Origin of the sequence: Komagataeibacter saccharivorans, assembly GCF_004348195.1 — a bacterium.
Lineage (GTDB): Bacteria > Pseudomonadota > Alphaproteobacteria > Acetobacterales > Acetobacteraceae > Komagataeibacter > Komagataeibacter saccharivorans.
The window spans coordinates 69819-82218 of sequence record NZ_CP036406.1 but is presented as its reverse complement, the minus strand read 5'-3'; the positions used below and the strand labels follow the sequence as shown (position 1 = coordinate 82218).

10 protein-coding genes and 1 pseudogene are annotated in these 12400 nt (G+C 55.0%); 10 read left to right on the top strand and 1 reads right to left on the bottom strand.

Annotated features, from left to right (window positions below; all coding sequences use genetic code 11):
- The first annotated feature begins 93 nt into the window (after positions 1-93).
- The 3 genes and pseudogenes from KSAC_RS15580 to KSAC_RS15570 all read left to right on the top strand — a co-directional run.
- Entirely contained in the window at positions 94-2646 is a 2553-nt protein-coding gene (locus KSAC_RS15580) for an autotransporter outer membrane beta-barrel domain-containing protein (protein ID WP_132306688.1), read from the top strand.
- Between the two features lie 51 nt (positions 2647-2697).
- A complete protein-coding gene (locus KSAC_RS15575; protein ID WP_165927372.1) occupies positions 2698-3315 on the top strand; it encodes an invasion associated locus B family protein in 618 nt (205 codons plus the stop codon).
- A gap of 53 nt (positions 3316-3368) precedes the next feature.
- Positions 3369-4496, top strand: a pseudogene (locus KSAC_RS15570) (IS1182 family transposase); the annotation flags it as partial.
- Between the two features lie 96 nt (positions 4497-4592).
- On the opposite strand, the gene KSAC_RS15565 reads toward KSAC_RS15570, so the two are convergent.
- Positions 4593-5675, bottom strand: a complete 1083-nt coding sequence (locus KSAC_RS15565) for an IS5 family transposase (RefSeq protein WP_165927363.1) — start codon at positions 5673-5675, stop codon at positions 4593-4595.
- 121 nt (positions 5676-5796) lie between these two features.
- Here KSAC_RS15565 and KSAC_RS17455 point away from each other — a divergent pair, with 121 nt between their 5' ends.
- The 7 genes from KSAC_RS17455 to KSAC_RS15530 all read left to right on the top strand — a co-directional run bounded on the left by KSAC_RS17455 (position 5797) and on the right by KSAC_RS15530 (position 12090).
- Positions 5797-6189 carry a hypothetical protein gene (locus tag KSAC_RS17455; protein WP_207918863.1) on the top strand — a complete coding sequence of 131 codons (393 nt, stop codon included), beginning with the start codon at positions 5797-5799 and terminating at the stop codon, positions 6187-6189.
- Between the two features lie 50 nt (positions 6190-6239).
- The gene (locus KSAC_RS15555) at positions 6240-7076 is read left to right on the top strand and encodes an IS5 family transposase (protein ID WP_132306684.1); all 837 of its coding nucleotides are present in this window, start codon (positions 6240-6242) and stop codon (positions 7074-7076) included.
- Between the two features lie 358 nt (positions 7077-7434).
- Positions 7435-8361 (top strand): replication protein RepA, encoded by a 927-nt coding sequence (locus KSAC_RS15550; protein WP_132306682.1) that lies wholly within the window; start codon positions 7435-7437, stop codon positions 8359-8361.
- Between the two features lie 238 nt (positions 8362-8599).
- Positions 8600-9625 carry an AAA family ATPase gene (locus KSAC_RS15545; protein WP_132306680.1) on the top strand — a complete coding sequence of 342 codons (1026 nt, stop codon included), beginning with the start codon at positions 8600-8602 and terminating at the stop codon, positions 9623-9625.
- 4 nt (positions 9626-9629) lie between these two features.
- Positions 9630-10526 (top strand): ParB/RepB/Spo0J family partition protein, encoded by an 897-nt coding sequence (locus KSAC_RS15540; RefSeq protein WP_165927371.1) that lies wholly within the window; start codon positions 9630-9632, stop codon positions 10524-10526.
- A gap of 221 nt (positions 10527-10747) precedes the next feature.
- Complete coding sequence (locus KSAC_RS15535; RefSeq protein WP_132306676.1) at positions 10748-11122, top strand: hypothetical protein; 375 nt, start codon at positions 10748-10750, stop codon at positions 11120-11122.
- Positions 11119-12090, top strand: a complete 972-nt coding sequence (locus KSAC_RS15530; RefSeq protein WP_132306674.1) for a phosphoadenosine phosphosulfate reductase domain-containing protein — start codon at positions 11119-11121, stop codon at positions 12088-12090. Before KSAC_RS15535 ends, KSAC_RS15530 begins: the two co-directional genes overlap by 4 nt.
- The last annotated feature ends 310 nt before the right edge of the window (positions 12091-12400 follow it).

Here is a 12400-nt window from a genome sequence, read left to right as displayed (position 1 = left end):
CGTCTGTGGCCTCGGGTGCGGGTCTGGATCTTCCGGGCTCGGTGGCCGGCACGCTGACCACCAGCCGGCACGACGGATGTCAATGGCGGCACGGTGGGTGGCACGACCACCAACAGCGGCACGCTGAGCGGCGAGAACGCCACCTTTGCCGCGATCGACAATACGGCCGGCACAGCAACGCTGGACGACAGCACGGCGGGTGCGGCGACCAACGCCGCGGGCGCGACCTTCTCCGCGACGGGTGGCACGCTGGCCAGTGCGGTGAACAGCGGCACGATGACGCTGGGTGCGGGCAATACGGTCTCGGGCGACGTCACCAACAGTAACGGCACGCTGACGCTGGACGGCGACACCATCACAGGCACGCTGGCTGCCAATGGCGGCACGTTCGACGTCACCAGCAACAATGCAACAGCCGGCTCCCTGGCGGGAGCTGGCAACGGCACGCTGGACGGAACCCTGACCCTAGCCAACGCCAAGGACACGTATTCCGGTGTGGCTTCGGGCCAGGGCGGGCTGACGGTTTCCGGTGGCACCGAGACGCTGACGGGCACGAACACCTACACAGGTGCGACAACGGTCAGTGGTGGCACGCTGCAGCTGGGCAATGGCGGGACAACGGGTGATGTCGCTGACAGCTCGGCGATCCACGACAATGGCACGCTGGTTGCTGATCGCAGTAACACGCTGACGCTGTCCCAGACCATTGATGGCACGGGTAGCCTGATCCAGAAGGGCGCAGGAACAACCATCCTGACAGGTGCGAACACCTACACAGGTGTGACAACGGTCAGTGGTGGCACGCTGGTTGGAACCACATCAAGCTTTGGTTCTGGCAACATTGTGAACCATGCAGCCTTCACTGTGGATCAGGACACAGACGGCACACTTGCCAACGTGATAGAGGGGGACGGCTCATTTACCAAAACCGGTAGTGGTCTGGTAAATATTGATCGTGATAACACCGGATTTACAGGGGCGACCGATGTCGACGCCGGTACACTTTCGGTGGATGGTCTACTTTCCAACTCAACTGTTACGGTGAATAATGGTGCTACATTGTCAGGAACAGGGACTGTTGGTAGCACGACCGTTGTTTCGGGTGGCACTATCTCTCCTGCTGGCAGTGGCTCTATTGGCACCCTGAATGTAAATGGTGATCTGGCGATGTCTTCCGGTTCCGTCCTGTCCGCAGGCGGCACGGCCTCTGAAACCGGCTCTATTATTTCTGTTAATAATAAAAATTATAGTTTGCTAAATAGCGATCTTGTAAAAGTAACAGGAAGAACAACTATTTCCGGGGGAATGGTCACTTTTGAAGTATCTAATGGTGGAAATATAAAATATGGTCAGGCTTATAATTTGCTGACGTCAGGAGGTGGTGTTTCTGGAAGGTATGATTCTCTTAATACAAATCTCACTAACTCTTATACATTTCTTTCTCCATCTCTATTTTATACGGCAAATGATGTTGATATTCTCTTGCAGAGAAACAATACGAGCTTCTCGGAACCCGGCGATACGCGCAATCAACACGAAACCGGTCGGGGTATGGATCATCTTCCGGCAGGAAATCCTGTAGTTCAAGCCATGGAGCAACTGAATGGTGCTGATGCCCGCAAGGCACTTGATGCACTATCGGGTGAAATTCACGCTTCGGCTCGAACGGCCATGATCGAGGATGCGTTTTTTGTCCGTGAAGCCGCGCTTGATCGTCTGGCTTTCGCGGATTGTGACGGTTCTTATGTCGATAATACGATCCGGACAGCAGCTGCAAACAAGAAGCGGGACGATGGAAGATGCTATTCTGATCGTGCTGTTTTCTGGGGAGAAGCTTACGGAAGCCTCGGTCGAAATTTTGGTAATGGTAATGCCGCAACCATGAACCATACTACAGCCGGCTTTATCATGGGCGTGGACACGCCGGTTTTTGAAACCGGACGGGTTGGTGCTCTGGTTGGATATGGAAGCTCTACCTACACAACAAGCAGTGGACGGGACTCTTCTGGGCAGAGCAACAATGTTACGCTTGGAGTGTATGGTGGTAATCACTGGGGAAATCTATATCTCAGCCTTGGAGCGAGCTATACTTGGAATATGATGAACACCCGTCGAACCGTCATGTTTGACGGGTACCAAGGTAACCGTTTGTCCAGCAGCTATCTTGGAGGAACGTCGCAGGGCTTTGGTGAACTAGGCTATAAGATTCGTAGTAAAACCATAGTGGTTGAGCCGTTTGCACGTGTTGCCTACGTCAACATGATGACTAATGCCTTCCATGAGCATGGTGGTCCCGATGCTCTGGATGGCAGAAAAACTGATACCGGTGTGACATTCTCAACTTTTGGCTTCCGAGCTTCCCAGACTATGAGAAGCGGCAATACGTTCATTACGCCGCATATCATGGTGGGTTATCGTCATGGTTTTGGCCTTACGATCCCCACGACTCATGAGATCTTTGCGGCAGCCGGAGCGGGCGATATGGATATTGCAGGCGTTCCGCTTGCGGCAGATTCAGCGGTCGTAAATGCCGGATTCAGTATCAAGGCAAGTGATCGTTTAGACATGGGATTGTCCTACGTTGGTCAATATGGCGTTCAGGCGATCGACAATGGTGTAAGATTTCGCATTACATATAAGTACTAAATTTTACTGTTATCTAGGGACTTCTCTAAGTTCCTCAAAATGGAGAAGCATATGAAAAAAATTCTCGGTATTGTTTTTCCTATACCGGTTGCTGCTGCAGCTGTAGTCGGGTTCTGGAGCATGCATTCCGTTGAGAGTCATGCCTCTGCCGGGACACCAGATCTGCGCAAAACCGTGAATGTTGCTGCCATGTCCCAGCAAGGTGCGCATTATATCTTGCCGAACGGAGCTTCATCCCTGAACGAGACTTACCAAGATTGGGTGGTACTATGCCAGAATACGACGTCAGGGGGGCGTTGTGCAGTGGCTCAACAACAATCCGACGGTAAGACACATCAGAGAATCTTGAGCGTACAATTGATGCCAAATGGTGATCACGTATCGGGAGTGATCATTCTACCTTTTGGACTGTCTCTATCAAAAGGCGTGAGTATTTTCGCTGACTCTAAGCCAGTTGTTGCACAGGTTTCCTTCAGCACCTGTGTCTCAGGCGGTTGTCTGGTGCCGGTTAATTTTACACGTCAACAGATGCTTCAACTACAGTCAGCAAAAAAACTGGAGGTCAAGGCAAGTTCTCTCGATAATCACTCTGTTGACTTACCAGTCTTCAGCAAAGGTTTGACAGAAGCCATGGCACGTATCACATCCCTTTCTTCAAGCACAAACTAGCAGCCTGTCGGGTTGGGGTACCCCTTGAAGCGGCGAGGGTATAGTATGTTGGGATGAGCCGCTTCATTCCCTTTGACCGATCTCAGCCGTATCTTCTGCCGCCTGATCTGAAGTCGTGGCTTCCGGCGGACGATATGGCGCATTTCATTGTCGCAACCGTTGAGCGGGTTCCGATGGGTGCGTTTTCCGTTCCGGTGCGCACGGGCGGCAAGGCGCAGTATCATCCGCGCCTGATGCTGGCCCTTCTGATCTTCAGCTATGCGAACGGGCTGTTTTCCTCACGCCGGATCGAGCGGGCGACCTATCGCGATATCGGGGTGCGCTTCGTGGCGGCGAACCTGCACCCGGATCACGACACGATTGCTGCTTTCCGCCGGACAAACCGGGTGGCCATTGAAGCTGCATTTGCACAGGTTCTGCTTCTGGCGCGCGAGATGGGCCTGCTGCGTCTGGGCGTGGTGTCGATCGACGGCACCAAAATCGATGCCGACGCCTCGAAATACCGTTCGGTGCGCTACGACCGGATCAAGGCCCTACGTGAACAGCTGGCGGTGGATATCGCGCAACTGATGGAACAGGCAGAGCACGCGGACGCCACAGACAGTGATCCGCAGGCCTTGCCGGAAGAGCTTGCCCGACGGGAAACGCTGAAAGCGAAGCTGGACGAAGCCTGCGCCCGACTGGAAGCCGATGCGAAGGCGAAGGCTGAGGCAGCGCGACCGGCATACGAGCAGAAAAAAGCCGCATATGAGGCAAAAACAGGGCGTCGCGGCCGGGCGCCGAAACCGCCGGATGATGAACCACCACCCGAGAGACAGATCAGCCTGACCGATCCCGACAGCCGCCTCATGCGGCGTTCGGACGCCCACGAGTTCCGGCAGGCCTACAATGCCCAGGCCGTGGTCTGCGCCGAAGGCAGCCAACTGATCGTGACAACCGACGTTGTCGCGACGTCAGCGGACGCGCCGTCCTTTGTCGGCACGGTGCTGTCGATGGAAAATACAATCGGTCTCCCGAAAACGGTTCTCGCCGACACCGGTTACGCCAGCGGGCAGGCCGTCCGGGACCTGCGGAAAAAAGGCATCGATCCACTGGTTGCCATTGAACGGCCATGTCCCCGTAGGCCTTACGACTTCCGGCCGCCTGGAGGGATCGAAGAACTATTGGTCGATGTACCTTGGTTTTGATTTTGGGCTTTTGGCGTGCTGATTGACGCTATCTGGGGTAGCATTCGATCTGCGTTTTGAGCAGATCGAGTGTTGTCCCCTGCTGAATGATTACGCGCTCACGTTCAATCTTTCGAGGAAGAGGAAGCGGCGCATGTTGTAGACGATATTGGCCAGGCCGATCCTCATAGTGGCTCGGGTGATACCGACAGTCCGGACAAACAGCCCCGTCTGTGACTTCTGATCGGCAAAGACATGCTCGACACGCGAGCGGATGACCGACTTTCCAGCATTTGATTTCTGGATATGCCGGGGCATAGGCTTGAGATGCGGCTTTTTGCGATGAACCTTGGAAACAAATCCCTGCTTTTCCATGAAGTCTTCGTTGGCTTTTGAGCGATAGGCCGTGTCAGCCCAGACACTTGAGGCCGTATTGGTTTTATCCAGCAGCCCCTCTCTCAATCTCGCGCCATCACTGGCGGCGGCATGCGTTGTTTTCCATTTCCGGATGAACCGGTATTTCCGATCGATGGAAACATGCGATTTATAGCCAAAGAACGGGATGGCGAGATCACTGGATGGCATGGTTCCATCATCCTGCCGCTTCGCTCTGGTGAACTTTAGCGTCCAGCGCGCATGACGATCCTTGTGCGACAGCTTTGACGGCTTGTCCTGCCAGTCTTCAGGCATACGTCCTTCCCGAAGATCGGCTTTCTCTGCGTTGGTGTTCCGCTGCTTTGGAGCCGCTACCAGTGTGGCATCCAGGATCTGGCCTGACATCGGCAAATACCCGGCGTTGCGCAGGGTCGCATCAAAGCGGTTGAACAGCCCATCGATCGCACCCGCCTGGGTCAGACGCTCGCGAAACAGCCAGACCGTTTTGGCATCCGGCACCCGATCTGAAAGTCCCAGCCCAAGGAAACGCATAAAGGAGAGGCGATCGTTGATCAGATATTCCGTCCGCTCATCAGACAAATTGTTGAGCGTCTGGATCACCAGAATTTTGAACATCAGCACCGGATCAAATGGCGGTCGTCCGCCTTTGCTTCCGTCAGAATACGCCAGAGCCTTCTCCAGGTCAGGGCGGAAGATTTCAAAATCCACAGTCCGGGAAAATGCTTCGAGCTGATCACCAAGCCCGCTCAGCCGGGCAAGCCGCTCTTCAACGTCAAAAAATCCCGCCTGCTTCATGATCCATACTCCAATCAACGCAAGGAAAATGGAATCACAGAGCAGACCTCAATACCAGAGGGTTTTTCGAACCCTCCATCTACAGAACCGCCTTGCCGAAATGGGGGCCACGCATCGCTGTTTGATGCGCGATCGCACGGCAACGCTCAATCGTCTCAAAAACCCTCACGATCAGTCTGCCGCAGCGCCACGCCGTCATCGCCTGCTGCAGATCGAGGCGCAGATCACATCGCTCGATGCGCCGACTGACGCGCTCGTGACGGAAGATGCGCATCTGTCCCAGCGCTGGGACGTGCTGGCCAGTATTCCGGAACTGGGAACGGTCACGGCTCAAGCCCTTTTTTGCGAGAGTGCGAAGGAGCTGGATCTGTGTTTGACCGGACCGATAAAATGTAATGTAAGCAATCGTGAGCGGCGGACAAACAGAGCGCAATTCCGCACCACAAAAAACTCATTACGGTTTTTCTGCGAATCCACTTATGCAACGTTGCATAGAGCCCGATCCGAAAGTTTTTGAACAATACCAGTCAGTTGTGATTCATCCGTCTTTGCAAAGAGATGGAGTGAATGGTGGCATGGACTGGTATTGCCCGACGTGAACATAGCCGGGAAGGACTGCGGTATCCATCGGATATGACGGACGGGGAGTGGGCCTTAATCATGCCGTTCGTGCCCCCGGCGAAACGGGGCGGTCGCCCTCGCACGACGGATATGCGCGAGGTTGTCAACGCCATACTCTACATAGCGTCGGCCGGGTGCGCGTGGCGCCTGCTGCCGAAATGCTTTCCGCCGGTATCCACTGTCAGGCGCTACTTTTACGCGTGGCGTGAGGCGAGACTGTTCGAAGTCATGAATACGGTGCTGGTCATGACCCTGCGCGAGATTGAGGGGCGCGAAGCTTCCCCGAGCGCGGGCGTGATGGATAGCCAGTCGGTGAAAACCACGGAAAGTGGCGGGCTTTCTGGCGATGATGCGGGCAAGAAGGTCAAGGGCCGCAAGCGTCATATCGTGACGGACACCTGTGGCTTCCTGATCTTTCTCCTCGTTCATGCCGCCGATATTCAGGACCGTGATGGGGCCGTTGATGTCCTGGCAGCAATACGCAGGCGCTTTCCCTGGCTGCGCCACATCTTCGCCGATGGCGGCTATGCTGGCGACAAACTGCGATCTGCACTTGCCTCCATGGGAAAATGGACCATCGAAATCATCAGGCGATCCGATACGGCAAAGGGCTTTGAAATCCTGCCGCGCCGCTGGGTGGTTGAACGGACATTCGCCTGGCTGGGACGATGCAGGCGGCTGGCCAAAGATTGGGAAAAATCCATCGCCTCATCAACCGCGTGGACACTGATCGCTTCAATCCGCATGCTCACACGACGGACAGCAAGGCATTGTCAGGGTTGAAGAACTTTCGGATCGGGCTCATAGATAAATCCATCTCAATCGAAGCGTTTGGACTTTCCTCACGTTGATAGGTGGAGTGGGTCATCCACAAGGGTCTGGTAAGATCTTTTACCTACCCCTGCCTTTCATTGGACTGTTCTCACGCTCGTTTGGACTGTCCTAACGCGAATCGCGCTTATCCACTGGACCCTGCTCACATAGCAAATAGATATACTAACAAATAAACTTACAATTAGACCCGTGAGAGAAGTCCAATCTTGCGCGTGAGAACAGTCCAACAGGCATGCGATCAAAACGCTTACCACTGTGAGAATAGTCCAAGTTGACCTATCCCCATGGTTTAGAGCAGGGTGCGGATATGGCGGAAGTGCATCATTTGCTTATGCAACATGGAGTGGAAGAAACTCGGCGCTTAGCGACCGGAGATAAGAATGCTCGCGTGTGCGTAGACGCAGCTCACGCGGTTATGACGGACGAGCAGCAACAAATCGGAATTGCCCATGCTGGTTTTGCTATGGCTGCTCTGCCTCACCGAAAAACTGCTTCCACCGTATGGGAACGCGATGGGGGGCCTGTAAAACTTCTTGTTGAGAGTGGACTAGATTCACAGAAAAATCCCGTTGGGATCCCATACGGCTCCGTAGCACGACTGATACTTTTGTACCTTCAAACCCAAGCGGTAAGAAACAGAAGTCGAGATGTCGAACTCGGAGCGTCCATGAACGCCTGGTTGGCTGCTATGAATTTGACAGTAGGCGGTAAAACCTACCGGCTTGTTAAAGAGCAGAGTCGTCGCATTAGCAGATGCAGACTGACCTTTTTTCGCCAAGAAGCGGGAGCTGAATTTGTCAGTAATGGAGCGTTTGTGCGTGATGCTATTTTCCCCGTCGAAACTATAAATTCCGCGCAACCTTGTCTATGGCATGACGTCGTTCGGTTAGACGAGTCATTCTATCAGTCACTGATAGAGCATCCTCTGCCACTACGAGAGATCGCCATACGACAGATATCTGGAAAATCGATGGCCATCGATATTTATGTTTGGCTAGCTTACCGTCTTCACGTTTTGTCCGTGCCGGTGAAAGTGACATGGGCGGCATTAAAAAGTCAGTTCGGACCTGAGTATAAAGAACTTCGGTTTTTTCGGCGCGATGTGATGCCCTCGTTGAAACTCGCTCTTTCAGTCTACCCCGAAGCAAATGTCGATATAGATGATAAAATGGGTTTAACCCTACACCCGTCGCCTCCTCCTGTTGCAGAACGGGTAAGCCGTATCCGATCATAGTCAATGACTCTGGCAGGCTGGACTATACTCACGGTCACATACGCCGGAAGCATTTGAGATGAAAAAGAGCTTATTCCAGCGTTACTCAGTTTTTCGCCAAAGAACGTAATCTGCTTAGGACCGTGAGTATAGTCCAGACTATCCATCGCTAAAGCGCACACATCTGTTGATTGTTGGTGTTGACTGTTGATTGTTGATGGTGCGAAGATATGGGCACCCATTAAGAGCGAGGCGCCCCATGTCCGGCTTCAAATCGATCCGACACCAGCTCGGATTATCACAGTCCCAGTTAAAAGATCTTCTTAATGAGCGTCTTCAGCGCAACTATGACCGGCACACAATTTCACGCTGGGAGAATAATAAGCAGCCGGTACCTCAAGACGTTACAATTGAATTGGACGCCCTACTAAAACGGGCCCCGCAAGAAACCAAAGTTATTACATTCGCCAACCAAAAAGGTGGCGTAGGAAAGACAACTAGTGCGCTAAATATTGCATTTTCTTTGACTAGACTCAATTATCGGGTCCTTTTGATTGATGCAGACCCTCAAGCTAGCGCAACTTCAGCGCTGGTTGGTGACGATATTGTTGATATTTATAGGAATGGGCGTACTTTAGAGGCTTCGCTGTTGAAGGATGTGGCATTTTCAGAAGTAATATTACCTAAAGGTACAGAATTATCATCCGGACGTTGTCTTCCGTTTTCTTTTGCCCCTAGTCACATCGACCTGGCTGAGGTGGATATTCGAAGAGAACCCGGTACTGAGGGGCTATTAAGGGAGGCTATTGGGTCTGTGAAAGCGGATTACGATTTTATCGTAATCGACAGCCCTCCTCACTTAGGATTCCTGACTTGGATGGCGCTTACTGCTGCGCACGTTGTGTATATACCCGTCCGTACCGAACCTTATGATGTGATGGGCGTGAATTTAGTCTTAGATACAATATCGAAAGTCCATCGTCGATCTAACCCTCGGTTACGAATTGGCGGGATAATTCCTACCCAGTTTTCCCCAACGCAATACGTTGATATCGGAATTGTAACACATCTCATTAATGTGCTGCGAAACCGCGCTCCCGTTCTGGAGCCTGTTCCGAGCAGCACGGCATACAGCAATGCTGCGTGGGAATCTAAAATACCTGCCGAGCTTACTCCACGGAATGCTGCTGTACGTCCATATATTCGGCTTGCAGAAGCTATATCGCGTGGAACGTCACCCCTGCTGGCGACGGACGTCTTATCAACAAACATCTCACCGGAGTAATCCAATGGCGAGACAATTTAAAGCTCGACCCGCATCGCCATTTCTTACAGCTCAAGCGGGTTTAATGGAGAAAATGGCAACACCATTCTTAGAAAGTAGTAAGTTTCATCACACATTTGAAGCTGACGTTGATAAGATATTCCCGGATATTTCGCAGCCGCGGAAAGTGATCGATGAAAACGAACTCGAACAACTTTCAAGTTCGCTTGAGCGACACGGGCAACTTCAACCCATTCTTGTTCGTCCTCGACCAGAGAAAGACGGCGACTGGATTATTGTTGCGGGAGAACGTCGTTGGCGTGCAGCAAGCCAGCTTGGTTGGTCGTCGCTTCTCGCTATTGAGTATAGTGGCGATTACGCGAGTGCAAGTTTAGTTGAAAATCTGTTAAGAGTGGATTTGTCTGCAGTAGACGAAGCGCGTGCATTAAAGAAATTGATCGACCATAATGGTTGGTCACAAAGTGAGGCGGCGCGTCAAATCGGTTTAAGCCAGCCGAGGATTAATCGGTCGCTTCGAATACTGAATCTACCTGAGGAATTTCTTAACTCGGCGTCGGAATTGAGAATACCAGTGAATGTTCTGGTGCCGATAGTTAGAGAACGGGATGATGCCCGCCGGGCCGAACTGATGGGACAAGCCCTTTCGGGAGAACTTACAGTTTCGGTTGCCAATCAGTCACGAAGCACACAATCATTGTCTGAAACAGAGAAGTCGGCCGAGCCTTTGCCGCGACGGCGGAAGTCTAAGGTATCGTTATCGCTAGCGGCTATTAAGAACTTTTCAAAAAAATGTCGGGAACTACCCCATGGCGCGTTGAAATTGTCTGGTGAGGACAGAAACGTGCTTATGGATGCGCGGCGCACCATCGACTTACTGTTATCAAAGTCAGATGGGAAATAACACAGACAATAGGCTTTTTAGATAATGCGGCCGCTATGCAACGTTGCATAGCGGCCGCATTTATAATGGGACTATGAGAGGGCACACCAGCCCCCGCCGCCCGGCGCAAGGGGTGGGTCGTCGCGTAGCCGCGCCGATCCCGCCGCAGGCGGCGCCCTTGCCCCGGCCGTCGCGGCCCGGTCGCGCGGATGATGTCAAAACCAGAAATGGAGAAAGGCATCATGCGCCCACACCGTATTCCCACTGCAACCTCCCCTCGCCCGCCTGCCCCGATGCGCTGGGCCAACGTGACCGCTCCGCTTACCTGCACCCGCTGTGGCGTCACCTGGATGGCAGGAGATCCGGCCATCACCCTGCCCTGTCGCGGCTGTGATGCCGAACCTGGTCAGCCCTGCCGACGCTGGGCCGGCGGCAACGAAAACGTCTGCGCCCAGCGCGATCGTGACGCCCGGCAGGCGGGTCTGCTGAAGGAGTGCGAGGCGCTCACATGGGATGGTCGGCACAGCAAGCCCCTGCGCCTGTGGGCCAGCTCGGTGGGTGGCACGGTCCCTGATGTCATCCGCACCGGAACTCCGGTGGCCCGGTTCGCGGCATGACGCCAGACCTGCGGGGCTACGACCATATCATCGTGGCCCTGAGCGGCGGGAAAGACAGCGTGGCGTCTCTGCTTGCAGCCCTGGAGCTGGGAGCCAGACCGGAAAGCATCGAACTCTGGCATCATGACGTGGACGGGGGAGGGGAGGGGTTCATGGACTGGCCCTCCACCCCCGGCTATGTCCGCCAGGTCGCCCGCGCCTTCAACCTGCCATGCTACATGTCATGGCGCGACGGGGGCATAGAGCGCGAGATGCTGCGCAACGGCACGCCTGCCGCACCGGTCAACTTCGAGACCCCGGACGGGACCATGCACAGGGGCGGGGAGGGGAAGCCGGGCCGACGCCTGCGTTTTCCCCAGATCAGCGGCAACCTCGCCGTGCGCTGGTGCAGCAGTGTCGCCAAGATCGACGTTGCCGCCATGGCGCTGCGCGGGCAGGACCGCTTCCTCGGCCGCCGGACCCTGTTTGTCACCGGGGAGCGCGCGGAAGAAAGCCCCGGGCGCGCCCGCTACGCGGTATTCGAGCCGCATCGTACCGATACCCGCGCCAGCCTGCGCCGTCCCCGTCTCGTCGATCACTGGCGTCCGATTCATGGATGGTCGGAAGCATTGGTATGGGACTGCCTCAGGCGGCACCGCATCGTGCCAGCCCTGCCATACCGGATCGGCTTCGGCCGACTGTCCTGCCTTGGCTGCATTTTCATGTCGGCAGACCAGGCCGCGACCTTCCGCCTCATCGCCCCAGACCGCTTCGCGCGCTTCGCCGCATATGAACGTGCCTTCGGCTGCACAATACGGCGCGACATCGACCTGAATACCCTTGCCGATCGGGGGCGCCCGTTTCCCGCTGCCCTGCAACAGCCCGACCTGGTCCGGCAGGCGCTGTCGCCCGACTGGGCAGGCCCCGTGCTGACAGATCACTGGCGACTGCCAGCAGGAGCTTTCGGCGAGAGCGCGGGGCCGGGTTAGCCCGCGGCGTGGCTGCGGAAAGCAGAAAAAAGCAGAACAGGAATACGAGAAAAAAGGACGCACCAGACCGGCGGGCCAGGCGCAAGGGGCTGGTCGGTTCGTGTCCTCGCCCTGACTGCTGCGCAGCACAGGCCTGCGGGTCGCCCCGATCCCGGCGCGAAGCGCCGCCCTTGCGCCCGTCCCCCCGGCCCGGTCGCGGGGGACGGGTGAAGAAAAGAGAAACCGGCACGCGGCACTGACCCGCCGGACCCTGACCCTTCCACTGACATCAATCCATCGCGGCAACCGTCCTGCACCGGCAGGGGCGGCT

Bases quoted from the DNA above. Each gene is read 5' to 3' on its own strand.
- KSAC_RS15575 (WP_165927372.1), top strand. From the start codon at position 2,698: ATGAAAAAAATTCTCGGTATTGTTTTTCCTATACCGGTTGCTGCTGCA.
- KSAC_RS17455 (WP_207918863.1), top strand. From the start codon at position 5,797: ATGCGCGATCGCACGGCAACGCTCAATCGTCTCAAAAACCCTCACGAT.
- KSAC_RS15555 (WP_132306684.1), top strand. From the start codon at position 6,240: ATGGTGGCATGGACTGGTATTGCCCGACGTGAACATAGCCGGGAAGGA.
- KSAC_RS15550 (WP_132306682.1), top strand. From the start codon at position 7,435: ATGGCGGAAGTGCATCATTTGCTTATGCAACATGGAGTGGAAGAAACT.
- KSAC_RS15545 (WP_132306680.1), top strand. From the start codon at position 8,600: ATGTCCGGCTTCAAATCGATCCGACACCAGCTCGGATTATCACAGTCC.
- KSAC_RS15540 (WP_165927371.1), top strand. From the start codon at position 9,630: ATGGCGAGACAATTTAAAGCTCGACCCGCATCGCCATTTCTTACAGCT.
- KSAC_RS15535 (WP_132306676.1), top strand. From the start codon at position 10,748: ATGCGCCCACACCGTATTCCCACTGCAACCTCCCCTCGCCCGCCTGCC.
- KSAC_RS15530 (WP_132306674.1), top strand. From the start codon at position 11,119: ATGACGCCAGACCTGCGGGGCTACGACCATATCATCGTGGCCCTGAGC.